At 34.7% G+C, this 25,237-nt stretch carries 23 protein-coding genes; 9 read left to right on the top strand and 14 right to left on the bottom strand.

The window, feature by feature from the left end; translation table 11 throughout:
- Positions 1-53: 53 nt before the first annotated feature.
- A complete protein-coding gene (locus B5X55_RS09780; protein WP_317042705.1) occupies positions 54-773 on the top strand; it encodes a DUF6503 family protein in 720 nt (239 codons plus the stop codon).
- Here the strand turns inward: B5X55_RS09780 and nadD are convergent.
- The 6 genes from nadD to B5X55_RS09750 all read right to left on the bottom strand — a co-directional run bounded on the left by nadD (position 770) and on the right by B5X55_RS09750 (position 5,574).
- Positions 770-1,354 (bottom strand): nicotinate (nicotinamide) nucleotide adenylyltransferase, encoded by a 585-nt coding sequence (gene nadD, locus B5X55_RS09775; RefSeq protein ID WP_079512440.1) that lies wholly within the window; start codon positions 1,352-1,354, stop codon positions 770-772. The two genes, B5X55_RS09780 and nadD, sit on opposite strands and share 4 nt — an antisense overlap.
- 6 nt (positions 1,355-1,360) lie before the next feature.
- Positions 1,361-1,942, bottom strand: a complete 582-nt coding sequence (gmk, locus tag B5X55_RS09770) for a guanylate kinase (protein WP_079512439.1) — start codon at positions 1,940-1,942, stop codon at positions 1,361-1,363.
- Complete coding sequence (locus tag B5X55_RS09765; RefSeq protein WP_079512438.1) at positions 1,943-2,800, bottom strand: YicC/YloC family endoribonuclease; 858 nt, start codon at positions 2,798-2,800, stop codon at positions 1,943-1,945. It lies immediately after the preceding gene.
- Positions 2,801-2,936: 136 nt separating this feature from the next.
- The gene (locus B5X55_RS09760; protein WP_079512437.1) at positions 2,937-3,758 is read right to left on the bottom strand and encodes a 3-keto-disaccharide hydrolase; all 822 of its coding nucleotides are present in this window, start codon (positions 3,756-3,758) and stop codon (positions 2,937-2,939) included.
- Positions 3,759-3,772: 14 nt separating this feature from the next.
- Entirely contained in the window at positions 3,773-4,510 is a 738-nt protein-coding gene (locus tag B5X55_RS09755; protein WP_079512436.1) for a 3-keto-disaccharide hydrolase, read from the bottom strand.
- An 11-nt stretch (positions 4,511-4,521) separates the two neighbouring features.
- Positions 4,522-5,574, bottom strand: a complete 1,053-nt coding sequence (locus tag B5X55_RS09750; RefSeq protein ID WP_079512435.1) for a sugar phosphate isomerase/epimerase family protein — start codon at positions 5,572-5,574, stop codon at positions 4,522-4,524.
- Positions 5,575-5,732: 158 nt separating this feature from the next.
- On the opposite strand from B5X55_RS09750, the gene B5X55_RS09745 reads away from it, so the two are divergent.
- Complete coding sequence (locus tag B5X55_RS09745; RefSeq protein ID WP_079512434.1) at positions 5,733-7,436, top strand: GMC oxidoreductase; 1,704 nt, start codon at positions 5,733-5,735, stop codon at positions 7,434-7,436.
- Between the two features lie 65 nt (positions 7,437-7,501).
- The gene (locus B5X55_RS09740) at positions 7,502-7,960 is read left to right on the top strand and encodes an ASCH domain-containing protein (RefSeq protein WP_079512433.1); all 459 of its coding nucleotides are present in this window, start codon (positions 7,502-7,504) and stop codon (positions 7,958-7,960) included.
- Between the two features lie 70 nt (positions 7,961-8,030).
- Here the strand turns inward: B5X55_RS09740 and B5X55_RS09735 are convergent, their stop codons facing one another.
- The 4 genes from B5X55_RS09735 to B5X55_RS09720 form a co-directional block, all read right to left on the bottom strand.
- The gene (locus B5X55_RS09735; protein ID WP_079512432.1) at positions 8,031-9,170 is read right to left on the bottom strand and encodes a Gfo/Idh/MocA family protein; all 1,140 of its coding nucleotides are present in this window, start codon (positions 9,168-9,170) and stop codon (positions 8,031-8,033) included.
- Between the two features lie 148 nt (positions 9,171-9,318).
- Positions 9,319-10,548: a nucleoside permease gene (locus B5X55_RS09730; RefSeq protein ID WP_079512431.1), complete on the bottom strand. Its 1,230-nt coding sequence runs from the start codon at positions 10,546-10,548 to the stop codon at positions 9,319-9,321.
- Positions 10,549-10,992: a DinB family protein gene (locus tag B5X55_RS09725; protein ID WP_079512430.1), complete on the bottom strand. Its 444-nt coding sequence runs from the start codon at positions 10,990-10,992 to the stop codon at positions 10,549-10,551.
- A 17-nt stretch (positions 10,993-11,009) separates the two neighbouring features.
- Positions 11,010-12,002: a sugar phosphate isomerase/epimerase family protein gene (locus B5X55_RS09720; protein ID WP_079512429.1), complete on the bottom strand. Its 993-nt coding sequence runs from the start codon at positions 12,000-12,002 to the stop codon at positions 11,010-11,012.
- 172 nt (positions 12,003-12,174) lie between these two features.
- On the opposite strand from B5X55_RS09720, the gene B5X55_RS09715 reads away from it, so the two are divergent.
- The 3 genes from B5X55_RS09715 (at position 12,175) to B5X55_RS09705 (ending at position 15,522) form a co-directional block, all read left to right on the top strand.
- Positions 12,175-13,887, top strand: coding sequence for a GMC oxidoreductase (locus B5X55_RS09715; protein ID WP_079512428.1), 1,713 nt, complete (start codon positions 12,175-12,177; stop codon positions 13,885-13,887).
- Complete coding sequence (locus B5X55_RS09710; protein ID WP_079512427.1) at positions 13,887-14,534, top strand: gluconate 2-dehydrogenase subunit 3 family protein; 648 nt, start codon at positions 13,887-13,889, stop codon at positions 14,532-14,534. Before B5X55_RS09715 ends, B5X55_RS09710 begins: the two co-directional genes overlap by 1 nt.
- 70 nt (positions 14,535-14,604) lie before the next feature.
- Positions 14,605-15,522 carry a hydroxypyruvate isomerase family protein gene (locus B5X55_RS09705; RefSeq protein ID WP_079512426.1) on the top strand — a complete coding sequence of 306 codons (918 nt, stop codon included), beginning with the start codon at positions 14,605-14,607 and terminating at the stop codon, positions 15,520-15,522.
- Between the two features lie 566 nt (positions 15,523-16,088).
- On the opposite strand, the gene B5X55_RS09700 is transcribed toward B5X55_RS09705, so the two are convergent.
- The 3 genes from B5X55_RS09700 to B5X55_RS09690 all read right to left on the bottom strand — a co-directional run bounded on the left by B5X55_RS09700 (position 16,089) and on the right by B5X55_RS09690 (position 20,761).
- Positions 16,089-18,572, bottom strand: coding sequence for a ribonucleoside-diphosphate reductase subunit alpha (locus tag B5X55_RS09700; RefSeq protein WP_079512425.1), 2,484 nt, complete (start codon positions 18,570-18,572; stop codon positions 16,089-16,091).
- Between the two features lie 173 nt (positions 18,573-18,745).
- Positions 18,746-19,726 (bottom strand): ribonucleotide-diphosphate reductase subunit beta, encoded by a 981-nt coding sequence (locus B5X55_RS09695; protein WP_079512424.1) that lies wholly within the window; start codon positions 19,724-19,726, stop codon positions 18,746-18,748.
- 501 nt (positions 19,727-20,227) lie between these two features.
- On the bottom strand, positions 20,228-20,761 hold the full coding sequence (locus B5X55_RS09690; protein ID WP_079512423.1) for a hypothetical protein: 534 nt from the start codon (positions 20,759-20,761) through the stop codon (positions 20,228-20,230).
- A gap of 474 nt (positions 20,762-21,235) precedes the next feature.
- Here B5X55_RS09690 and B5X55_RS09685 point away from each other — a divergent pair, with 474 nt between their 5' ends.
- Complete coding sequence (locus B5X55_RS09685; protein ID WP_079512422.1) at positions 21,236-21,970, top strand: LytR/AlgR family response regulator transcription factor; 735 nt, start codon at positions 21,236-21,238, stop codon at positions 21,968-21,970.
- Between the two features lie 8 nt (positions 21,971-21,978).
- The gene (locus B5X55_RS09680) at positions 21,979-23,961 is read left to right on the top strand and encodes a tetratricopeptide repeat-containing sensor histidine kinase (protein WP_234999705.1); all 1,983 of its coding nucleotides are present in this window, start codon (positions 21,979-21,981) and stop codon (positions 23,959-23,961) included.
- Here B5X55_RS09680 and B5X55_RS09675 read toward each other — a convergent pair.
- Positions 23,954-24,523 (bottom strand): DUF3109 family protein, encoded by a 570-nt coding sequence (locus B5X55_RS09675; RefSeq protein WP_079512420.1) that lies wholly within the window; start codon positions 24,521-24,523, stop codon positions 23,954-23,956. The two genes, B5X55_RS09680 and B5X55_RS09675, sit on opposite strands and share 8 nt — an antisense overlap.
- A 114-nt stretch (positions 24,524-24,637) precedes the next feature.
- Between B5X55_RS09675 and B5X55_RS09670 the strand changes: the two genes are divergently transcribed.
- Positions 24,638-25,216, top strand: a complete 579-nt coding sequence (locus B5X55_RS09670; RefSeq protein ID WP_079512419.1) for a MarC family protein — start codon at positions 24,638-24,640, stop codon at positions 25,214-25,216.
- Positions 25,217-25,237: the final 21 nt, after the last annotated feature.

Genomic DNA, 25,237 nt, shown 5'->3' with positions numbered 1-25,237 from the left:
AGTATTTAAAAACTGAAATTATAAGTACCTTGTCATCACAAATTAAAATGATGATGAGGTACTTTTTTTTATTTTTAGCACTACAGGTAAATATTCTTGCATTTGCACAGGAAATTAGCGGAAAACAACTTCTTGAAAAAGCTCTAGCTTTTCATGACCCTAATGATAATTGGAAATCATTTAAAGGCGAAATGCTTATTGAAATGGAGAGTCCTAATAACGGTACCAGAAGCACTACCATACAAATAGACTTACCTTCTAACTACTTTAAGTCTACCGTTAAAAAAGATAATTACACCATAGAATCTGAATTAAATAATGAAGAGTGCACTTTAAAATTAGATGGTAGTACTACTATTTCAGCTAAGGTTAAGGATAGTCTAAAAATCTCATGTGACAGGGCTAAAATGATGAAAAATTATTACACCTATCTGTATGGACTTCCGATGAAGCTAAAGGACCCTGGCACTATAATAGACCCCAAAGTTCAGAAAAAAACCTTTAAAGGAAAAGAATATCTAGTACTTAAGGCAGGTTACGAAAAAGAAGTTGGTAGCGATACTTGGTATTTCTATTTTGACCCAAAAACCTACGCTATGGAAGTGTACCAATTCTTTCATGATGAAAGTAAAAATGATGGTGAATATATATTATTATCCGAGATGATTACTGTTAACGGTATTAAAATTCCGAAGGTACGTGCTTGGTATTATAATAAAGAGGATGTTTATTTAGCAACTGATAAACTAGTAAAAGGAAAAATACTAGACTAACGATAAAAATTCATTTCATCAATATAAGTCCAGACTTCAGGAGGTAACATGGGTTTTATGTTCTTTCCGTTTTTATGCTCTTTTCTTATAAAGGTGGAAGATATTTCCATAATAGGTGCACTAACCCGATGAATACTCTTGTGTTGCATAAACTGAGATTCTAAAGTCCCTTCTGAAATTCTTGGATACACGTAAATAGTATAGTTCTCTAAAATGGTCTCATAATTCTTCCATTTATGCAGGCCTTTTAAATTATCCTCGCCCATAATCAATGAAAAACTATACCCAGAAGGATATTTATCATCTAAATGCACCAAGGTATTCACCGTATAATTTGGCTGGGGAAGATCGAACTCAATCTTACTAGGATGTAATTTTGGGTATTCTTTTGTGGCCTCATAGACCATTTCATATCTATGATGATTATCTAAAAGCGTTTTCTTTGTCTTAAAAGGACTTTGAGGGGTTACTACGAGCCAAACCTCATCTAAATCTGAAAACTCCACCATATGGTTCGCGATGACCAAATGACCAATATGAATAGGGTTAAACGTTCCGAAATAAAGTCCAACCTTTTTCATCTAATCTTATTCCTTATCGTCATCAATAAAAGAAGCCACCAAATCAACTGATTCCTTTAAAGCAACATCTAAATCATAGTTTTTGATGATTTTGTCAAATTGAGGTGCTGTAGCTAATTCAACAGACGCCTTTGCAATACGCATGTTTATTTTATCTTCACTTTCAGTACTTCGTTTCTTAAGTCTGATTTTTAATTCGTCTACACTAGGTGGTTTTACAAAAACAGCCAAAGTTTGTTCTGGAAATTTCTTTTTAATTCGAAGTCCACCAACGACATCAATATCAAAAATAACATTCTTTCCATCAGCCCAAATACGCTCTACTTCACTTTTTAATGTACCATAAAAATTATCTCGGTATACTTCTTCCCACTCCAAAAAATCATCATTTTTAATATGATTTTTAAATTCAGAAACAGACATGAAATAATAATGTTCTTTATTCTTCTCTTTACCTCTTCTTGGTCTTGAAGTCGCAGATACAGAAAAAGCCAAATTCAATTCTGGTTGAGCCAATAGATGACGCACGATTGTTGTTTTCCCACTGCCAGAGGGCGCTGAAAAAATTATAAGTTTTCCACCTTTCATCTATAGCACATTTAACATTTGTTCTTTAATTTTTTCAAGCTCATCTTTCATTTGAACCACTATCTGCTGCATTGGCGCATAATTGGCTTTTGAACCTATTGTATTGATTTCACGACCTATTTCTTGAGAAATAAAACCCAGCTTTTTACCATTGCTATCGTCAGATTTTAGGGTTTTTCCAAAATAATCTAAATGGTTGGCTAATCTTACTTTTTCTTCTGTGATGTCATATTTTTCTAGGTAATAAATAAGCTCTTGCTCAAATCTATTTGCGTCTACATCTGTCTTTAAATCTTGAACAGCCTTTTCTAATCGTTCACGAATAGTACTTTGGCGATCTGGATCAATCTTAATCACCTCTTCTAAGAGATTGTTCAATGAAGTTATTCTATCTAAAAAATCTTGCTCTAATACGCTACCTTCTTCAGATCTGAATTCATTTATCTCAACCAACGCACCTTTTAATGCTTCCTTTATAGCTTCATATTCCTCTTCATCAATATCTTCTTTTGCCGTTTTCATGGCATCTGGAAAACGTAACGCCATTTCTAACAACCTAAGATCATCACCAGTAGCAATATTTTTCAACTGAGCCATATATTGCTTTACAGCAACCTCATTTACCTGAGAGGTAGTTTCGTCGCCCGTTAACTCAACATACAGGCTAAAATCTACTTTACCACGTTGAAGTGAGTTAGCAACCAATTTTCTTAATTCTAACTCCTTTTCGCGATAACTGGAAGGCATACGAGCGTTTAAGTCAATACTCTTACTATTGAGTGATTTTATCTCTACCGTAATTTTTTTGTTTGGCAATTGAACTACACACTTTCCGAAGCCAGTCATCGATTGAATCATAAATACATTTTAGATTTAGACAAAGGTAAGATAATTGTTAAATTTAATTTCAATCCTATCTCTGTCCTTAATTAATAAAGGAGCAAACAAAAATAATCTCTTGTTCACTCCTTTAAACTATACTTTATGAATTAGACTATAACTCTCTAACCCAAATATTTCTAAAACTTACACGACTATCATCACCATGATCTTGCAATAATAATGGTCCTTTACCATGCGCTGGGTTTTTAGGCCACCCTATATAAGGAGTTGTCCCTTTAAGTTCTACATGATCTTGAACTAAAACACCATTATGAATTACTGTAATATCACCTGATTTTATTTTGCCTCCATCAGCATTAAATTCTGGTGCATGATAAATAATCTCATACGTATTCCATTCACCTGTTGGCACCGAAGCCATCGCTAAAGGAACATGTTGCTTATATATAGAACCTACTTGGCCATTTACATATGTGGGGTTATCATTTTGATCTAGTACTTGAACTTCATACATACCATTTAAAAAAATACCGCTATTAGCTCTATGCTGACCCTCCAATTGAACAGGTAAAGGTGATTTCCATTCAATATGTAATTGTACATCACCAAAATTTTGCTTCGTCTGTATATTTCCCGTCTTATCATTAACCGTCATACTAGCATCTTTGTTTAAATGCCATTTAGCCGCTGTGCTATCATTAGAACTAATCCAGTTATCCAAATTTGTGCCATTAAAAAGTACAATGGCATCACTTGGTGCGGCACCGATCGACCCAGGTTTTACAACTGCCACCTTTGGCTCATAAAATTCCGTTTCTTCAGGCGTAGTAGGTTCGTCTCCGATATACTCTTCATAAACGATAACGTTATCTTCTACAACAGTTTTCTCATTCTCTATCGGCTCTACTTTTTCTTGGCATGATATTATACCGAAAGATGTTACTAACAGTAATAATGAATATTTATTTTTCATACGTGGTTATGCTTTTAAAGTTGTTTGATTTTTATATTTCTAAACGCCACAATGTTTCCGTGGTCTTGTAATCCGATTTTACCAGTTGTAAACTTACCAAAACCATCCCAGCCTGCAAATTTAGAGTCCGCAACCATAGCATCCCATTCTTCGCCTTGTACAGGAAAGGTGACCATTTCAGTACCATTCAAAATAACATTTCCCATATTGACTTTATGGTTTACAGTAATTACCATGGTATTCCATTCACCTATTGGTTTGGTTACATCTTCTGCCGGCGAAACCATGTCATATAATGCACCTGCTTGATGGGTAGTACCAGCTTTTGCATCAGGATGTTTATCATTATCTAGTATCTGAACTTCAGGACCTGTTTGATAGCCCGTACCGTATTTAGCATCCTCATTCACACCCCAAAAAACACCACTGTTGCCAGCTTCAGATATTTTCCAATCCAAAGAAAGTACAAAATCCGTATACTCATCCCTTGTAACAAGGTCATGATTTTTTTTCTCTTCACCTTCAGATGGTGGAGTGTAGATCAAGACATCACCTTCAATCTTCCAAACATCACCAACGGCATCATTCTGAAATTCTTTCCATTTATCTAATGATGTGCCATCAAATAAAATTTCCCATTCACTTTCACGCATTTCAATTTTCTCAACTACTGATTCAGATGATTCTTTCTTTTCCTGTTTACAGGAGATGAAAAATATTAAAAACGCAATACTAACAATTACTTTTCTCATATCACTTCTATTTAAAGTCCTAACATTTTTTTCAACATCTCTTTATCTATTTCAGCACCAGCAAAATTATCGAATGTTTTCTCCGTTGCTTCAATTATATGGTCTTGTATAAACTTTGCTCCTTCACGAGCGCCTTGTTCAGGACTCTTTATACAACATTCCCATTCCATTACAGCCCAAACATCGCAACCGTATTGGGTAAGTTTAGAAAATATTGTTTTAAAATCTATTTGACCATCACCTAAAGAACGATATCTACCTGCTCTGTTACCCCAATCATTATAACCCCCAAAAGCGCCTTTCTTACCTGTTGGATTAAACTCTGAATCCTTAACATGAAAAGACTTTATAAACTCATGATAGTGGTCTATGTATGTGATGTAATCTAACTGCTGTAAAACAAAATGACTAGGGTCATAAAGAATATTTACTCTTTTATGATTACCGGTAGCCTCTAAGAAACGCTCAAACGTATCGCCATCATGTAAATCTTCACCAGGGTGAATTTCATAACATACATCAACACCTTCTTTATCAAAATGATTTAAAATAGGAGTCCATCTTTTTGCCAATTCTTCAAAACCCATTTCAACCAAACCCGCAGGTCTTTGTGGCCAAGGATGCATTGTATGCCATAATAGTGATCCAGAAAATGTAGCGTGTACATTTAACCCTAATCGTCTACTCGCCGTTGCCGCTTTCTTTACTGTTTCTACAGCCCACTTTGTTCTTTCTTTTGGTTTACCGTGTACTTCTTTTGGCGCAAAAGAATCAAACATTAAATCATATGCTGGGTGTACGGCTACTAATTGACCTTGTAAGTGAGTAGAGAGTTCTGTTATTTCTAACCCGTAAGAATTCACCTTAGCTTTTAACTCGTCACAATAATCCTGACTTTCGGCCGCTTTATCCAAATCGATTAAGAAACTTTCCCAAGTAGGAATTTGAATTCCTTTATACCCAAGATCAGAAGCCCATTTACACATACCATCTAAGGTATTAAACGGTGCTTTACTATCTACAAATTGTGCTAAAAATACGGCTGGTCCTTTGATTGTTTTCATAAAAATATACTATCTGTTGTTTGATTTAGTTCCTCTATTCAACACTTTATATATGTCAAATTATATTATATTTAAGAATTGTAATGCGTTAGTCACAATACCATGAAGATTTGCTATAAATATAGGGAATACCAATAGAAAAAGATAAAAATTCAAGCATGAATCAAAATGAAATATTCGACGCAATTGTTGTTGGCACAGGAATAAGTGGTGGTTGGGCAGCTAAAGAATTAACTGAGAAAGGATTAAAAACCCTTGTTTTAGAACGTGGTCGTATGGTAAAACACATTGAAGACTACCCAACCATGAATGATGACCCTTGGGATTATCCTTTAAAGGGAGAATTATCTAAAGAGGAAAAGAAAAAATATCAAAAGCAGTCGCGTGTAAATTGGGCTCCAAAACAAGATGTGAAACACTTTTTTGTAAACGACCTAGATCACCCTTATGTAGAAACCAAAAGATTCGATTGGATAAGAGGTTATCAAGTAGGCGGAAGATCACTTACTTGGGGGCGTCAAAGTTATCGATGGAGTGATATTGATTTTGAAGCCAATAAGAAAGAAGAAATTGGAGTTGACTGGCCCGTTAGATATAAAGATATTTCGCCATGGTATGATAAAGTAGAGGAGTATATTGGTGTTAGTGGTGAAAACTTAGGATTGAAAGTTTTACCCGATGGTAAATTTCAACCGCCCATGAAGTTAAATTGTGTTGAAGAAGATTTTAAAAAAAGCACCTCAGAGAAGTTTGATGATGGCCGTTTGATTACAATTGGACGCACGGCTCATATCACCGACCCAAATGCAACTTTTGAAGGTAGAGGTACTTGTCAAAATAGAGATCGCTGTTGGCGAGGATGCCCTTTCGGAGGTTATTTCAGCAGTAACTCATCTACTCTACCTGCTGCCGAACGCACAGGCAATATGACCTTGAGACCAAATTCAATAGTTCATGAAATAATGTATGATGACCTTACTAAAAAAGCAACCGGAGTTCGAGTTATAGATGCCGAAACCAATGAAAAAATTGAATTTAAAGCAAAGGTTATTTTCCTTTGTGCATCGGCCATGGCTTCAGTAGGCATATTACTACAATCAAAATCTGAAAGGTTCCCGAATGGGTTGGGCAATGATTCTGATGCCTTAGGTAGAGGAATTATGGATCATCATTATAAGCTTGGAGCATCGGCCAAAGTAGATGGGTATCTAGACAAATATTATAAAGGTCGACAACCGACCGGATTTTACATCCCTAGGTTTGTAAATCTGGATGAGAAAACTAAAAAGAAAGATTACTTAAGAGGTTTTGGCTATCAAGGTAGAGCAAGTAGAGGTGATTGGTCTGAGAATATAGCAGAAATGAATTACGGTAAAGATCTAAAAGAGCAAATACTAAAACCAGGTCATTGGACTATTGGAGTTACTGGTTTTGGAGAGTTCTTACCTTATGATGACAATAGAGTAACACTTAGCCCGACCGAAAAAGATAAATGGGGTTTACCTCAATTAGCATTTGATGTTGAATTCAAGGAAAATGAATATAATATGCGTGAAGATATTAAAACACAAATCGCAAACATGTTCAATGCTGCAGGATTTAAAGATGTGAATGTCTATGATCAAAAAACAGGACCAGGATTAGGCATACATGAAATGGGTGGCGCAAGAATGGGTCATAGCTCTAAAACTTCCATTTTAAATAAAAACAATCAAGTTCACTTAGTTCCAAATGTATATGTAACCGATGGTGCTTTTATGTCTTCGTCAAGCTGTGTAAACCCATCACTAACCTATATGGCATTTACCGCAAGAGCAGCTAACCATGCTGCCGAACAATTAAAGGCGGGTAAATTTTCTTAATTATTTAATTACAATTTAAACTATAACGACAACTAATTTCGTTACAGTAAAGTAAATATTAGCTTATGGAAAATGCTTCGGCCAGAAATATGTGGGGTAATTATTTAAATGCACATTTAGAACATGCATTTGAACATGCACCCTCAACAACTTTTTTTGGTGATAATGAAATAGATGCCAATACGTTGGCAGACCTAACAAAAAAAGGGGTAAAAAAAGCAACATCATATTCTTTGCTCGGCTTACAAAATCGCAATGAAAAACTACCTAAAATAGGAGACTTTATCGTAGTTACTAATTGGAGTGGTGAAGCTCAATGCATTGTTCGCACAACCAATGTAAAACTCAAACCTTATTTTAGTATTGATACCGCTTACGCCCAAATAGAGGGTGAAGGTGATAAATCACTTGACTACTGGAAAAAAACACATTGGGATTACTACACAAGAGAGTTACAAAAATTCGGGAGAGAACCTAGAGAGAGTATGATTATTATTTGTCAAGAATTTGAAAAGGTTTATTAAACGATATCAATATTTTACCAAATACAAAGAGCCGCATAATGCGGCTCTTTTATGTATTAGTTTAAGTTGATTATTTTTCTAATGCAACCCAAGTATTTCCATTTTTATGAGAATCTACTGTAGCTTCAATGAAATTCATACCACGAACACCATCTTTCATTGTTGGAAATTCGCCGTCATTATATTTCTCACCTCTTATTGCCCTTGCAGCTCCTTTGTAAATATTTGCCATAGAATCAAAAATTCCTTCTGGGTGACCAGCAGGTAGTTTTGTTCCATCTAACGATAATTCAGAGTTGTAAGCATGACCTGGCTTATACACTTGGGTTGGTTCTGTATCACTCAATTTATATAAAAAGTTTGGACGCTCCTGCTCCCATCTAAAAGCACCTTTCTCACCGTAAATAGCAATGGCCAAACCATTCTCTTCTCCGGTAGCAACTTGACTTCCTCTTATTACACCTTTAACATGATCGCTCATTCGTATAAGAACAGTACCGTCAACATCCATTTTATTATCCTCGTAAAGATAATTGAAGTCACAAAGTAATTCATTCACCTTAAGACCTGTTGTATATTCTACAAGGTTAAAGGCATGAACACCTATATCACCCATACATGAACTTATACCTGCTTTTTTTGGATCTAATCTCCAAACAGAAGATCTTTTCTCTTTATCATGAATAATGGTATTAATCCACCCTTGGTAATACACCGCATCAACTTTATGAATTTTACCTAAAGCACCAGCTTTAATCATTTCACGCATTTGACGCACCATTGGGTAACCTGTGTATGTATGGGTCAAAGCGAAAACTGTACCCGCCTTCTCATGAGCCTTTTGCAAATCTTTCGCTTCGTCCAAAGAAGTTGTCATTGGTTTTTCACAGATAACATGAAATCCATTGTCCAATAATTTCTTGGCCATTGGATAGTGCAAAAAGTTTGGCGTAAGTATTGAACATACTTGAATACGTTCATCTTTTGGCAACTTTAATTCTTCTTCTATTAAAGTATCAAAATCTTTATAAATTCTATTCAAAGGCACATCTATTTCCTTCGCAAAAGCCATATTTGATTCAAAATCTGGATTGAATACCGCGCCTGTAATTTGATAATTGTCATTAATATGTGAAGCTACTCTGTGTAGTACTCCTATTAGGGAATCGCCTCCCCCTCCTAATATTCCTAAGCGTATTTTCTTTGGCATTTTATTGTGGTTTAAATTGAAAATATTATTCTCTAAAATCCGTATGGATTTATATAATTATTGAATTTTGAAAATTATCTAGCTATTAAGAAACAGGTAAGCCATTCCTTAAGAAACAATTTTCAGGCGTTTAAATTAAAGAATTTATCTAAGACCGATAGTCTATTTTCTCGGTTTTAAAGAAAATCGCAAACAAAACAAAAACCACTAAGGCAAAACCAGCCGGATATAGCCAAATGGTTTCCCAAACATGTTTCCCATCATTTAAAAGATAGGCCGTTGATATCTTACCAGCTATCCAAAAACCAATCAACATACCAACTCCATAAGTTGCTAATGTTATAAGACCTTGGGCAGAACTTTTAAATTTTTCACCGGCTTTACTGTCTGTATAAATTTGCCCTGAGACAAAGAAAAAATCATAGCATATACCATGAAGTGCAATACCTAGTAGCAACGAAACACCCAAACCTTCAGCATCACCAAAGGCAAACAATACGTAACGTACCACCCAAGCAGCCATGGCAACGAGAATGGTTTTCTTAAAACCGAATTTGGTAAAGAAATAAGGTAATAACAACATAAATAGAATTTCAGAACCTTGCCCTATCGTCATTTTACCTGTTGGATTTTCCATTCCCATTTCTACTAGAAAAGGATTTGCATTTTGATAATAGAATGCCAACGGGATACATATTAAAACTGACGAGATAAAGAAAATTGAAAAATTTCGGTCTTTAAAAAGACGTAAAGAATCTAGACCTAAAATTTCCTTGATATTAAATTTTTCTGACTTTGCAGCTCTTGGCGGTGTCTTTGGTAACATAAAACTGAACACTCCTAAAATTAAAGATGCAATTGCGGTCATTAAAAAAGTATTCTTCAATAAACCTTGGTCAATATTAGTGCCATGGTCCCAATAAAAAACATAGCTGATTGAAAGTCCGGCTGTTATCCATCCTAACGTTCCAAACACCCTAACCATTGAAAACTCTTTCGCTGGGTTCTTCATTTGATTAAACGATACTGAATTAACTAAAGCCAGAGTAGGCATATATAAAATCATATACCCTAAGACTAAGATATAAAACCCGCTAAATTCTGTGCTTTCGTACATGAAGTACATAAGTACAGCGCCCAGTAAATGTAGAATTCCTAATATACGCTCAGCATTAAAATATCTGTCAGCAATAATTCCAATAACAAAGGGAGCAATTATTGCTCCCCAAGATTGTGTGGAAAATGCCAATGCGATTTCACCATCTGTAGCTTTTAAATTATTTCCAAGAAATGTACCAAGGGTAACAAACCATGCGCCCCAGATAAAAAACTCTAAAAACATCATTAAGCAAAGTTGTACTCTGACTTTGTTTTTCATCTATCTTTTATAATGAATATAATCTAGCCCTAAAGGAGTTATACCATTACTTTTAAAATCTACAGCTATTTGACCTCTATGATTCGTAGAATGATTTACAATATGAAACAGCATGTCTTTTAAGGTATTGGTAAAAAGTCTACCCTCAGAATTTTCATAATCTATACGCTTATCAAATCTGTCAGCATTGGTTAAAATTTCAAAAGAGCTGCGTTGATTCTCATAATGTATATCAGCCCAATCTTTAATATCATGTTCTTGCCAAACATCATACTCAGTTGCCTTTTGTAATATTCGAGCATTCCAAATATGGTGTGCATTTAATATATGACTAAATAAACTTTTAGTTTTTGGTGACACCTCAGATAGTCCTAAACATTCATCGATAAGTTTTTTGTTACACTGAAAATTGTAATCAAAAATTTCATTAAAAAAGGCCTTCATATTCGATTCTGTCTAGATTATTCTATTTCTTTTGCTGCTTTTAATAAAAGATCTCTGGTAGCAATTATTCCAGCTTCCTCGCTTATTTCAGAACCCTCGAATTCAACACCAATGAACCCGGTGTATCCAGCTTCCTTAACAATTTTTAGCATTTGTACATAATCTATACCAGTGTCATATCCATCAGCATCGAAATTGTTAGATTTTGCACTTACCGCCTTAGCGTATGGCATTAATTCTTTAACACCTTTGTATTTATCATACTCCTTTAAACAATCCCAACTATCTGGTTTGCGTTCTATACAAAAATTGCCAAAATCAGGCAGACTTCCGCAGTTATCCATATTTACGGTTTTCATTACTTCTGCATGAAGTTCACCGTTAGAAGATAAGCCGCCATGGTTCTCTACCAATATATTTATGTTTTTGGTTTTCGCATAAGTAGCTAACTTAGTCAATCCGTCGACAGAATTCTTAATCCACTCTTCTGGTACATTACTACCCGATAGGTTAACTCTAATGGCATGGCACCCCATAGCAGCTGCCGCATCAACCCATTTCTTATGTTTCTCGACCGTTTCATTTCTTTCGGTTTCATCATTAACGGCTAAATTACCTTGACCATCGATCATGATCAAAACATTCTTCATACCGTACTTTTTCGCCTCTGCATTAGATTTAGCAACAAAATTTGCCATTGCCTCTTCAGAATAATTTGCATCTGCCAATTCAGGATTATACAACTGACTAACATATTCAAGTCCGGTAAATCCCCAATTTTTTGCTTTTTCGGCAAAAGAATATGGATCCACACCATCTTCATTAATCATTTTATGCATGGACCATTGTGCCAATGATAACTCAAAAAATGGCTCTGAGTTACTATCACTTACAATGATTTCAGAATCTTCTACTTTTTCTTTTTTCGTTTCCTTACAAGCGTAAGTTCCTAGTAACGAGATTCCAATACCTACAGCAGAGGCAATTCGAATAAAACTTTTTCTTTTCATGTTTGGTAGTTTGTTGTTGTTTGAAATATAACCTTAACAGTTAACGTTAAAATTAATAATTGATACATTAATCTAACTAGATTCTAATTTTAGCGAATTTCGCAAGAAGAATGGACATTAAATGTATAGAATTAATTTTATATTTAATAAATTTAGAGAATAAACAACTTTTATGAGCAAATTTTATTATAACGAAGAACAAGAATCCTATGACGCCATTGTTGTAGGAACGGGAATTAGTGGTGGTTGGGCTGCTAAAGAATTATGTGAAGCAGGCCTAAAGACATTAGTTTTAGAACGTGGTCGTATGGTAAAGCATATAGATGATTATGTAACTGCAAACAAAGACCCATGGGATTTTCCAAATGGTGGTGAGGCAACTAAGGAAATAATTGAACAACAACCTAAGCAAAATAGAACTGGATATACTACTAATCAGGCAAGCCACATGTGGTTTGTAAATGATAAAGAACATCCATACAACGAAACCAAACGATTTGATTGGATGCGTGGTTATCATTTGGGAGGTCGTTCTTTACAATGGGGGCGTCAAAGTTACCGTTGGAGTGATATTGATTTTAATGCCAATAAAAAGGAAGGTATTTCAATTGACTGGCCTGTAAGATATAAAGATATAGCACCTTGGTATTCTAAAGTAGAGACCTACATAGGAGTTAGTGGAGAGGCATTGAACCTACCACAGTTGCCTGATAGTGAGTTTTTACCTATGATGGAACTTAACTGTGTAGAGCAACATTTTAGGGAAAAAGTAGCAGAAAATTTTGATGGTCGCGTTGTAACCGCAGGTCGTACAGCTCACTTAACTGGCACAAAACAGTTTGACGGCAGAAGTAAATGTCAATTTAGAAACAGATGTATAAGAGGGTGTCCTTTTGGCGCTTATTTCAGTAGTCTTTCTTCTACCCTACCAGCAGCAGAAGCGACTGGGAACATGACACTAAGACCTGATTCAATTGTACACGAAATAATGTATGATCCCGATACTAAAAAAGCAACTGGTGTAAAAGTTATTGATGCAAATACCAAAGAAACTTTTGAATTTAAGGCCAAAGTAATTTTTCTTTGTGCATCGGCAATCGCTTCTACCTCAATTTTAATGCAATCAAAATCTGATACGTTCCCTAATGGAATGGGTAATGAATCAGACCAATTAGGCCGTAATATCATGGATCACCATTTAGGTGTTGGTGCAAGTGGCAAATTTGATGGTTTTGAGGATAATTATTATAAAGGTCGTAAACCAAGTGGTATCTACATTCCAAGATTTAGAAACTTGGGAGGAAAATCTGAACAGTCTGAATACAAAAGAGGTTTTGGCTACCAAGGTGGTGCTTCTAGAGGTAATTGGGAAGACACTGTAGCCGAGTTGGCCTATGGTAAAGATTTAAAAGATGCGGTATTAAAACCTGGTGGATGGCAATTCGGTATGACCGGTTTTGGCGAAGTTCTTCCTTATGAAGAAAACAGGTTTACTTTAGATTATGATAAATTAGATGATTGGGGCTTACCAACTGTTACGTTTGATGCAGAATTCAAAGAAAACGAATGGAAAATGCGTGAAGACATGAAACAATCTGCAGTCGACATGTTGACAAAAGCAGGTTTAAAAGATGTTACTCCTTATGATAATCCAGGTGCTCTTGGATTGGGAATTCATGAAATGGGAACCGCACGTATGGGTAGAGATAGAAAAACTTCTGTATTGAATGGCAACAACCAATTACATGATGTATCAAATGTTTATGTAACAGATGGTTCTTTCATGACCTCCGCAAATTGTGTAAACCCATCATTAACGTACATGGCCTTTACGGCCAGAGCTGCAGACCATGCAGTTCAAGAACTTAAAAAAGGAAATATATAATGGATAGAAGACGTGTATTGAAAAATATGGGGCTGTCACTTGGATATATGGTGGCCACCCCAACACTATTAGGAATTGTACAAAGTTGTAAGAGTGAACCTGTAATAACTTGGACACCCGAATTCTTAACACAAGACGAAGGAAATGTATTGACCAAATTAGTAGACATCATTATACCTAAAACTGATACCCTATCGGCTTCGGAGGTTAATGTCAATATATTTATTGATAAATTCGCCAATGATGTAATGGAGAAAGAACAACAAGATTTTTTCAAAATGTCAATGGGAAAATTTTTAGATAAAGCTTTAGCTGATTCTGGCAAAGAAAAAGCCGCAGATTTAACCGCTGAAGATTTGGAGCCAGTCTTAGCTAGTTCCTTAAAATATTCCAAGGATGACCAAATAAAAATGAATGATTCAATAACCAGTTATACCGAAGCATTAGTAGAAGGTAAAACTTCTGCATTAGATGACGAGACGACAAGGTTTGCTTTTGCAAATAATTTACGTGGTCTAACTATTTGGGGTTACAAGGCATCTGAATATGTAGGTGAAGAAGTTTTAGCCTATTTACCAGTACCTGGCGAGTATATTGCTTGTGGTGATGTTCAAGAGCTAACAGGTGGAAAGGCCTGGTCTTTATAAGGCAATAATTTTATATCTTAAAGCCAAGGGTCCTATATTTTATGACTCTTGGCTTTTTAAATCCTAACCAATGAAAAGAAGAAGTTTTATTCAAAAAACGGCCTTAAGTACTGGAGCGTTGTCATTAACCGGCACCCTAACTTACGCTAACCAATTTACTAGTGCTGGGAATGCTCATCAATTTAATTTGAAATACGCACCACATTTAGGTATGTTCAAACATCTCGCCGGTGATGATCCCATTGATCAGCTAAATTTTATGGCAGATCAAGGCTTTACTGCATTTGAAGATAATGGAATGATGAGCCGCGATAAAGCCGTACAAGAAAAGATGGGTGACACTTTGGCCAAACGAGGCATGACGATGGGGGTTTTTGTTGTAGATAAAGGTGGTAACATGGCAAATACTTTGGCAGCTGGCAAACAAGAACATCTTGATATTTTTTTAGATGGATGCAGAAGAGCTGTGGATACAGCAAAACGGGTAAATGCGAAATGGATGACTGTTGTACCTGGTGGTTATGAAAGAAACTTGCCAATCGGTATTCAAAATGCCAATGTAATAGAAGCATTGCGTCGAGGTGCAGAGATTCTTGAACCACACGGATTGACCATGGTATTAGAACCATTGTCAGATTCTCCTGATCTTCATTTGCAGACCTCTGAACAAACGTATTTGATTTGTAAAGGTGTAGATAGCCCATCGTGTAAGATATTGTACGATATCTATCATATGCAAAAGAATGAAGGGCATCTAATACATAATATGGAACTTACTTGGAATGAAATAGCCTATATCCAAATTGGAGACAACCCTGGAAGAAACGAACCTACTACAGGTGAAATTAATTACCGCAACGTTTTTAAATGGATTCATGAAAAAGGTTTCGATGGCGTTCTTGGAATGGAACATGGTAACTCTAAAGATGGCAAAGAAGGCGAACAAGCAGTAATAGATGCTTATAAGCAAGAGGATAACTTTTTATAACATCCTAGAACTTTAAAACCTTCCTCTCAAAGTAATTAAAGAAAGGCAAAAAATGTATTTCATCGAAAAAAAATAATATTTCGATGAAATACATATCACAAAAGTAAGAATTTACCTACTTATTCGTTCTTTTGTATATGTCCCCATACTTAAACACATTACTCGTCTACATCGGATTATTTTTGGCCTCCAAATTATCTTATTATATCTATAAGAACATAAAAACGACTTCTTTCGAATTATATCAATTGAAACTAATCTTTAAATGGATAAATTTTAAAAATCATTTACGATTGGTATTTAACAGTCTTTTCAATGACACGATAAAATTTCCGTAATCCAAAAGGAGATTTTATTCGTATATATCTTATACCCTAATACTTAAGCTATGGAAAAGTACGTAACAATTTTGATAATCTACGCAGCTGCATTAGTATTTACAACTGTGTTGAAGCCCTATATCAAGAATGATAAATAAGAATCCCCTGACTTAACCTCGGCTTTAGCCGTAAATAAAAAAGACCCCTTAATTAAGGGGTCTTTTTTATTATGTATCTGCCGTTCAACTAAGAACCACACATTAAACAATCATCATCTGCTTGACCTTCCTTAGCCCTTGCAATCATCTCCTTCATCTCTTGTGGAGACATTGGCTTTATATCTAACTCAGCTTGTGGAGCCAACTTAGAAACAGTCCCTCCATCACTCACTACCGCTTCATTAACAACAGATGTAACAACTTCTGCCTCTACAGCCTCAGCTACTGGAGCTTCCTTCTTCTTAGAATTATCTAAGGTGAATTTAATTGCATCTACCGCCGCTTTAGTACGTAGGTAATACATACCCGTTTTTAAGCCACTTTTCCACGCATAAAAGTGCATAGAAGTCAATTTCGAATAGTTTGCGTTCTCCATGAATAAATTCAAAGATTGACTTTGATCAATAAAATATCCTCTATGTCTAGACATGTCTATGATATCCTTCATACTTAACTCCCAAACCGTCTTATATAGTTCTCTTATATCTTTTGGTATCGTCTCTATATGTTGAATTGAGCCATTCGCCCTCATTAAATCTTGCTTCATGTTCTCATTCCACATTCCCAATCCAACTAAATCCTCTAAAAGGTGCTTGTTGACCACTATGAATTCACCTGAAAGCACACGCCTTGTATAAATATTTGAAGTGTAAGGTTCAAAGCATTCGTTGTTACCCAATATTTGAGAGGTAGATGCTGTAGGCATAGGGGCAACTAATAATGAATTACGCACCCCGTTTTTCACAACCTCTTTTCTTAGTTTTTCCCAGTCCCATCTTCCAGATAATTCATCATCTTTAATTCCCCACATGTTGTGTTGAAATTCTCCTTTAGACATTGGCGAACCTTCAAAAGTAGAATAAGGACCTTCTTCTTTTGCCAATTCTACAGATGCTGTCACTGCGGCAAAATACAAGGTTTCAAAAATTTCTTGGTTCAACTTCTTAGCCTCATCACTTGTAAATGGTAAACGTAGCATTATAAAAGCATCAGCCAAACCTTGAACACCAAGACCTATTGGTCTATGACGCATGTTCGAATTTTCTGCTTCTTTAACTGGGTAGTAGTTTCTATCAATTACTTTATTCAAGTTTTTAGTTACACGTTTTGTAACCTTAAACAATTCTTTATGGTCGAATTCTCCGTTCTTAATAAACATTGGCAACGCTATAGAGGCCAAATTACATACTGCAACCTCATCTGGCGAGGTGTACTCCATTATCTCGGTACATAAGTTAGAAGAACGTATAGTACCTAGGTTTTTTTGATTACTCTTACGGTTGGCCGCATCTTTATACAACATATATGGCGTACCAGTCTCAATCTGTGATTCTAAGATTTTCTCCCACAATTCACGTGCTTTAACTTTCTTACGCCCTTTACCTTCTTCCTCGTATTTAAGATATAGTTTTTCGAACTCTTCACTATGCCTATTATACAAATCTGGACATTCGTTAGGACACATTAATGTCCAATCTTCATTTGCTTCAACCCTTCTCATAAACAAATCAGAAATCCACATTGCATAGAATAAATCTCTAGCACGCATTTCTTCTTTACCATGATTCTTTTTCAGGTCAAGAAACTCATAAATATCGGCGTGCCATGGCTCCATATAGATAGCAAAACTTCCTTTACGCTTTCCGCCTCCTTGATCTACGTAACGAGCGGTATCATTAAACACCTGTAACATTGGTACAATACCATTAGATGTACCGTTTGTACCAGCAATATAAGAACCTGTAGCCCTAACATTATGTATAGATAGACCAATACCCCCAGCAGATTGTGAAATCTTGGCAGTTTGCTTCAACGTATCGTATATACCATCAATACTATCATCTTTCATAGCCAAAAGAAAACATGATGACATTTGAGGTTTTGGTGTACCCGAATTAAACAATGTAGGTGTAGCATGAGTGAAGTATTTCTTAGACATCAACTCATACGTTTCTATTGCAGAATCCAAATCATTTAAATGGATACCAACAGATACACGCATTAACATATGTTGTGGACGCTCTGCAATTTTACCGTTTAACTTTAATAAGTATGAGCGTTCTAATGTTTTAAAACCGAAGTAGTCGTAACCAAAATCTCGGTTATAGATAATTGTTGAATCCAAAAGCTCTGCATTATCCGCAATAACCTTGTGCACCTCGTCTGATAATAATGGTGCTTTCTTACCTGTTCTTGGATTAACGTATAGGTAAAGATCTTCCATTGTTTCAGAAAACGACTTCTTTGTATTCTTATGTAAATTAGAAACAGAAATACGAGCAGCCAATTTTGCGTAATCTGGGTGAGATGTCGTCATTGTTGCAGCGATTTCTGCCGCAAGATTATCCAATTCTGAGGTCGTAACCCCATCATAAAGACCTTCGATAACACGCATAGCCACCTTCAAAGGATCTACAAGTCCATTTAGACCGTAACATAATTTTCTTACTCGAGCCGTGATCTTGTCAAACATGATCAACTCTTTTCTTCCGTCTCTTTTTAATACATACATGTGGCTACTGTTATTTTTAAAGGTTATTACTATTGGTCATCAAAGCCCACAATTTTTAGCTAGTAAGGGTAAGCGTAACTAAAAAGTGTAGGCGAAAATTAAAGTTGTTATTCTCTACTATGGATCAAAAGTCTTACCAGTTTGTACTGGCCATATTTAGACTTTAATTATATTTAGAAATCTGCGTCGAAGCTGATTTTCTGTGCTTCTTCATCATTATTCATTACGCCTGCCTTCTGATATTCAGCAACTCTTTTCTCAAAGAAGTTTGTTTTTCCTTGCAACGAAATCATATCCATAAAGTCGAATGGGTTTGTCGTATTATAAACCCTATCACACTCCAGTTCTACAAGAAGTCTATCAGTAACAAACTCTAGGTACTGTGTCATCAATTTAGAATTCATTCCAATTAAACTTGCTGGTAACGATTCTGTAATAAATTCACGTTCTATGTCTAGTGCTTCAGTCAAAATCTCGGTGATTCTCTCTTTTGGCACCTTGTTAATTAAATGCTTGTTATGCAAATGTACAGCGTAGTCACAATGCATTCCTTCATCCCTAGAAATCAACTCATTGGAAAACGTTAAGCCTGGCATTAAACCTCTTTTCTTTAACCAGAAAATTGAACAGAAAGCACCTGAAAAGAAAATACCTTCTACGGCCGCAAAGGCAATTAGGCGTTCTGCAAAACTTGGAGACTCTATCCAGTTTAAGGCCCAGTCAGCTTTTTTCTTAATTGCAGGGAAATTTTCTAAAGCCTTAAAAAGTATATTCTTTTCTTTCTCGTCCTTCACATAGGTATCGATTAATAAAGAATATGTTTCTGAATGGATATTCTCCATCATAATCTGAAATCCGTAGAAAAACTTGGCCTCGGCATATTGTACTTCACTTACAAAATTTTCAGCTAAATTCTCATTTACGATTCCATCAGAAGCGGCAAAAAAAGCAAGTATGTGCTTAACAAAGTACCGCTCGTCATCATTCAGCTTATTATTCCAGTCATTTAAGTCTTCACTTAAATCGATTTCTTCTGCTGTCCAGAAACAAGCTTCACATTTTTTGTACCAATCCCATAAATCATGATGTTTTATAGGGAATATAACAAATCGGTCTGCATTTTCTTCCAAAATAGGCTCTAGGGCTGTGGACATATAATTATATTTTAAAAAATTAATTGTAAAGAAGTTGAATTCTACCTTCTTGTAGGGACTAACAAAGATTCAAAAATGCATTCAATTTTTAAAGGGTGTTTTAGCATTTAGGCAACAAAGTTTTTAACACAAAATGTTGAAATCTAGGCTCACAGGTGATGTTCATTGCCCTAAGACTAATCGATTCTTTGGAGTAACTTTTTTAAATATTAAACAAAACAATTATAAACCAAAAAGTATAAAAAATCATACTAGATGGTTTATTAATGTTATTTGAAAGAATATTAGGGATTTGGAAGAATTTACAAAAAATGTACGGCCCCTCTAATGCTCATATTATGAAAAATGCCCACCAAGACTAATAAAGGTAGTTCCCCCGAAACCTTTTCTTAGAATGTAATTATACGGATAAGCCGTAACCTTACTTATATTGGCGCTCAAAACATCAGAAATAAAATAACATACACTATTTTATAAAGAACCGTACTTATGTTTTTACTATTATATTTTTGTAACCGCACTAAAAGAACCTTTGATATTCAAAGATTCTCCATTTGCATTTTTAAATTGTACCTCTAGACTACCATCAATAGCATCGTTATAGTTTTTAATAATTCTAACACCACCTGTTTTAATAAAAAAAGGAAGCTCATTCGGCCCATCCATATCGGCAAAACCATAAACACCGTCAAACCCATTAATTAAGCCATTCAAAGTTTTTATTCTATAAAATCCAGTTAGCATTTCATTCTGAGCGATAACAAATTCAATTGTTTGCACTTCAGCATTACCATTCGGCACAAAATTCAGCATTAGCTTGTTGCGCCTATTGCCCAATTCATCTTCTTCGGCACTATATTGAAAGGTTGCTACCCCCTCAATTTTCAAATTATATTTACCCGTGACATTAAACTGACACGACCCACTCTTAAGAGCAGGGTAATCTACAGTCGGCTTAGAACCACTAGAAAACAAAAACAACGGTATAAAACCGAAAAAAAACAATTTTAGAGACTTACCTACTATTGGAATCATAGATTACATGTTGACGTAAAAAAATATTCATGGTCGAATAATCGGTTGCTCCTTAATTTCATTTTCGACAACTAAATTTTCGCTTAATTGATTATCAGTTTTCAAAACTTTAGAAGCAATCACCAAGAACACTATAAATAGCGCAAACATTATGCTACATTTTTTCATGTTAATTAGGTTTAAACTAATTCTAACTTGTTGCCTAAAGGTAAATTAAGATGGAAAAAGCTACGTTAGTATTGTATAACCTGTCCTTTTTTTTGTGTAAACGGGCTATGCAAAATTTGAAGAGAACTCCTACTTGTTAATTTTGTAATCTTTTTCTTTCAAAAGTATTGAATCGAGAGAATTGCATCAGCATTATTACTTTTTCAACCGATTATACGAGAATAGCATCCATTGATACAAATTTGTGTCTTAGAGCTAGTGAACCCCCTAATTTTTCCTAACTTTCTAACTTGATATAATTTTAATATGCTACAAGCCGTAATTGTTGATGATGAAATAAAGGCATTGCAAAGTTTAACTTGGGAACTCACAAATTTCAGTGATGAAATCAATGTTATAGCCTCTTTCACCAACCCACATGATGCTTTAGAATATTTAGAAAAAAACACTCCGGATTGTCTTTTTCTTGATATTGAAATGCCTACTATGGATGGATTTCAATTTATACAAAAGCTTACCAATAAAAACTTTCCTGTTGTTATTACTACAGCATACAACCAATACGCCCTAAAAGCAATTAAAAATGAAGCTTTAGATTACTTACTTAAGCCTATTGACACTGATGATCTAGAAAATACTATTGCCAAAATAAAAAAGTTCAACAATAAAAATTTCTCTGTCGAAAAATTAGAGATGGCAATGCTCAATTTCAATTCTAGATCCATTCATAAAAGAATTACCCTTAATACAGATGGCAAATTACTTTTTCTTGAGAGTGACGAAATTCTATACGCCGAATCTGACGGTAATTATAGTACGATATTTTTAACAGATGGTCAGAAAATTGTGCTTACTAAAAAATTAAAAGAAGTAAACGAATTATTACCGTCAGACTCCTTTTTTAGAATTCATAATTCCTATATTATCAATCTAAACAAAATAAAAGAATTCTTGAAAACTGATGGTTATGTGGTGCTAAAATCGAACCATAAAATACCGGTTTCCAGACAAAAGAAATCAGATTTTTTAGATTTGTTGTAAACCATTTTATGTTTAATCCACTACGAATACATATGCCTAATTCTGAGAATTCAGCACATAGTAACAGGCTCAACTTCCTATTTTGTTTTTTAAGCACACTATTTTTCATACAATACAACTATTCTCAAACCATACCTTCAACATTCAAAAAGAAGGTCGATAGCCTAATAACAGCAGCTCCTAAAACTTATGAAGAAATTGATAAAGTTTTAAAAGAATTTAGAAAAGATAGTACCCTAATTCGATACGTTGACAATATATCTGAGGATAAAGGGTATTTATATGGACAAGCTTATGCACTTAATCAATTAGGTAGAATTTATAGCGATGTTTCTTTATATCCAAAGGCATTAGATTTATTTCAAGATGCACTTAAAATCTCCGTCAATGCGAATAGTATAGAATTTAGGGTCTATAGTCTTAACATGATCAGTGTAGTATATAGAAAAACGGAAGCTGTAAAATCTGCTCTCGACTATAGTCAAGAAGCTCTTGAATTAGCTGAAACAGTGACTGAACCTAGTAATGACCTAAAGCGAAGCAAAAATGTTTCACTAAATAGTATTGGTAATATTTATCAATTACTAGAGCAATATGATCTCGCCATAGAAAAATTCGAAAAGTCAATGATTATTGAAAGAGAACTCGACAATAAATTAGGTCTCGCAATTAATCACCAAAATTTAGGAGAGTGTTATGAAGCTCAAGGAAAATTAGAACCTGCACTTCAAAACTTCAGAAAATCTCTAGTTTACAATGAAATAATCGATTCTGAAAAAGGAAAGATTATTTGTAATTATAGCATTGCCCATGTTTATGTCCACAACGGAAAAATTAATGAAGCAATAAACATATTACAAACAAACCTTAACAAGGCAATTGCTTTGGGAGACCAAAACATAGTCACCATTATCTATATTAATCTTGGCTGGGCGTTGATACATTTAGGTGATTATGAAACGGCAGAAACAAACTTAAAAGCTGGGCTTAACTTGGCTAAAACCTATGATATAAATGCTGAAATCGCCGAAGCAAATAAGTTTCTATCTGAACTTTGGATTAAGCGTGATGACTATGAAAAAGGTATGAACTATTATAAAGAGTTTAAAAAATATGAAGAGGGAATTACAAACTCCTTAAATTTGAGATATGTAAATGATATGATTTTGAGGTATGAATCTCAAATTAAGACTAATCAATTACAAAGACTCTCAGAAGAAAACGAATCTGTTCGTTTAAAACTTAGGAAAAACAGGACAATCTTAATCGTTATAGCAATCTTCTTAATACTGTTAATAGGCATACTTTATATACTATACAGACAAAGTCAGTTAAATGCCGAGAAAAAATTATTGACTTTAGAACAAAGTATGTTACGAAGTCAAATGAATCCTCATTTTCTATTCAATTCTTTAAATTCAATTAAATTATATATCATAAATAACGAGAAAAAAAATGCTGTTCATTATCTAAATAAGTTTTCAAAACTAGTTCGTAAAATACTTGAAGCTTCTTCACAAAGAGAAATATCACTAGCTGAAGAATTAGAAACGGTTGCCCTTTACATGAATATTGAAAACATTAGATTTTCTAACGAAATCAATTTTAATGTTTATGTAAAAGATGACATTAACACTCATAATATAAAGATACCCTCTCTAATTTTACAGCCATTTTTAGAAAATGCTTTATGGCATGGACTATCTTCTAAAGATGGAGCAAAAAATATTGACCTAGAAATCAAAAAAGGAAAAAACGGCTTTATAGAAATAAACATAACCGATAACGGAGTAGGACGAGATGCTGCCGAAAAGATTAAAGACAGTAAAGTTCTAAAAAGAAAATCTGTCGGTATAGATATAACTAAAGAACGATTAGCAAATTTTTCACGTGATTACGAGAACTATTTTCATGTTGAAATCATAGATAAATTCGATGATGACACCAACCCAATTGGCACCCAAATAGTTATTTATATACCAATTATTTGAGATGGTCTTTCGCCACTTCTTCTAACTCCTTATACCAAACTTCACCAAATTTTCGAATTAAAGCTTCTTTTACAAATTTGTAAACCGGAACTTTTAATTCTTCACCTAATGAACAAGCAGGGTCACAAATTTGCCATTTATGATAATTTACAGCAGTTAACTCGGTATACTCTTTAACCCTTACTGGATATAAATGACATGAAACAGGTTTCTTCCATTTAATCTTACCTTGGTTATACGCTTCTTCGATACCACATTTAGCGATTTTGCGCTCATCAAAAATAACATATGCACACTCACTACCATTCACTAATGGAGTTTCCCACTCACCATCTTCACCTTTTACAAATGCACCGTGTTCTTCTATAACCTTTATGCCTTCTGGGCGTAAAAAGGGTTTTACTTTAGCATAAATATCAACCATAATCTCTGTTTCAGAATCCTCTACTGGCGCACCAGCTTCGCCATCTACACAGCAACCACCTTTACAGGCGTTAAGATTACATACAAAATCATTCTCGATGATTTCTTCTGATACAATAGTTTTTCCTAATTGAAACATGGTCTAATTTAAAGGCCGCAAGATACATTTTTTAAAAAGTAATGGTCTTAGAATATTTCTAGAATAATCAACCAAGTCGAAATTTATAAACGTAAATTTGCAAAAATTTTCAACATGGAGTTTCATTTTAATTTTAGGGAGATTATTACAGCAAGTATGGTACTCTTTGCTGTTATTGATATTTTAGGGAGTATTCCCATAATTATTGGTCTTAGAAATAAGGTTGGGCATATTCAATCTGAAAAGGCTTCTGTTGTTGCCGCAATTATTATGGTTGCCTTTTTATTTCTTGGAGAAGAAATTTTAAACCTTATAGGTATTGATGTAAACTCATTTGCCGTTGCTGGTGCTTTCATTATATTTTTCTTAGCTATCGAAATGATTTTGGGTATAACATTATATAGAGATGATGAACCCGAGAGTGCATCTATTGTACCTATAGCTTTTCCATTAATTGCCGGTGCAGGCACCCTAACCTCTCTTCTTTCATTAAGAGCTGAGTTTTATGTTGAAAATATAATAATTGCAATTATTGTAAACATTATTTTCGTTTTTATAGTTCTTAAGTCATCTGTTAAGATTGAAAAAATGCTGGGATCAGGTGGTGTTAATGTTATTCGAAAAGTATTTGGGGTTATTCTAATGGCAATTGCAGTAAAATTATTCGCGGCCAATATCAATCAACTTTTCTAGGAAAGAAGAAGGTTGTAACTT

It is taken from the genome of Maribacter arcticus (assembly GCF_900167935.1).
Classification (GTDB): domain Bacteria; phylum Bacteroidota; class Bacteroidia; order Flavobacteriales; family Flavobacteriaceae; genus Maribacter; species Maribacter arcticus.
The sequence above is the reverse complement of the archived record's forward strand: the minus strand, read 5'-3'. Positions and strand labels throughout refer to the sequence as shown.

Bases quoted from the DNA above. Each gene is read 5' to 3' on its own strand.
- B5X55_RS09780 (WP_317042705.1), top strand. From the start codon at position 54: ATGAGGTACTTTTTTTTATTTTTAGCACTACAGGTAAATATTCTTGCA.
- nadD (WP_079512440.1), bottom strand. From the start codon at position 1,354: ATGAAAAAGGTTGGACTTTATTTCGGAACGTTTAACCCTATTCATATT.
- gmk (WP_079512439.1), bottom strand. From the start codon at position 1,942: ATGAAAGGTGGAAAACTTATAATTTTTTCAGCGCCCTCTGGCAGTGGG.
- B5X55_RS09765 (WP_079512438.1), bottom strand. From the start codon at position 2,800: ATGATTCAATCGATGACTGGCTTCGGAAAGTGTGTAGTTCAATTGCCA.
- B5X55_RS09760 (WP_079512437.1), bottom strand. From the start codon at position 3,758: ATGAAAAATAAATATTCATTATTACTGTTAGTAACATCTTTCGGTATA.
- B5X55_RS09755 (WP_079512436.1), bottom strand. From the start codon at position 4,510: ATGAGAAAAGTAATTGTTAGTATTGCGTTTTTAATATTTTTCATCTCC.
- B5X55_RS09750 (WP_079512435.1), bottom strand. From the start codon at position 5,574: ATGAAAACAATCAAAGGACCAGCCGTATTTTTAGCACAATTTGTAGAT.
- B5X55_RS09745 (WP_079512434.1), top strand. From the start codon at position 5,733: ATGAATCAAAATGAAATATTCGACGCAATTGTTGTTGGCACAGGAATA.
- B5X55_RS09740 (WP_079512433.1), top strand. From the start codon at position 7,502: ATGGAAAATGCTTCGGCCAGAAATATGTGGGGTAATTATTTAAATGCA.
- B5X55_RS09735 (WP_079512432.1), bottom strand. From the start codon at position 9,170: ATGCCAAAGAAAATACGCTTAGGAATATTAGGAGGGGGAGGCGATTCC.
- B5X55_RS09730 (WP_079512431.1), bottom strand. From the start codon at position 10,548: ATGAAAAACAAAGTCAGAGTACAACTTTGCTTAATGATGTTTTTAGAG.
- B5X55_RS09725 (WP_079512430.1), bottom strand. From the start codon at position 10,992: ATGAAGGCCTTTTTTAATGAAATTTTTGATTACAATTTTCAGTGTAAC.
- B5X55_RS09720 (WP_079512429.1), bottom strand. From the start codon at position 12,002: ATGAAAAGAAAAAGTTTTATTCGAATTGCCTCTGCTGTAGGTATTGGA.
- B5X55_RS09715 (WP_079512428.1), top strand. From the start codon at position 12,175: ATGAGCAAATTTTATTATAACGAAGAACAAGAATCCTATGACGCCATT.
- B5X55_RS09710 (WP_079512427.1), top strand. From the start codon at position 13,887: ATGGATAGAAGACGTGTATTGAAAAATATGGGGCTGTCACTTGGATAT.
- B5X55_RS09705 (WP_079512426.1), top strand. From the start codon at position 14,605: ATGAAAAGAAGAAGTTTTATTCAAAAAACGGCCTTAAGTACTGGAGCG.
- B5X55_RS09700 (WP_079512425.1), bottom strand. From the start codon at position 18,572: ATGTATGTATTAAAAAGAGACGGAAGAAAAGAGTTGATCATGTTTGAC.
- B5X55_RS09695 (WP_079512424.1), bottom strand. From the start codon at position 19,726: ATGTCCACAGCCCTAGAGCCTATTTTGGAAGAAAATGCAGACCGATTT.
- B5X55_RS09690 (WP_079512423.1), bottom strand. From the start codon at position 20,761: ATGATTCCAATAGTAGGTAAGTCTCTAAAATTGTTTTTTTTCGGTTTT.
- B5X55_RS09685 (WP_079512422.1), top strand. From the start codon at position 21,236: ATGCTACAAGCCGTAATTGTTGATGATGAAATAAAGGCATTGCAAAGT.
- B5X55_RS09680 (WP_234999705.1), top strand. From the start codon at position 21,979: ATGTTTAATCCACTACGAATACATATGCCTAATTCTGAGAATTCAGCA.
- B5X55_RS09675 (WP_079512420.1), bottom strand. From the start codon at position 24,523: ATGTTTCAATTAGGAAAAACTATTGTATCAGAAGAAATCATCGAGAAT.
- B5X55_RS09670 (WP_079512419.1), top strand. From the start codon at position 24,638: ATGGAGTTTCATTTTAATTTTAGGGAGATTATTACAGCAAGTATGGTA.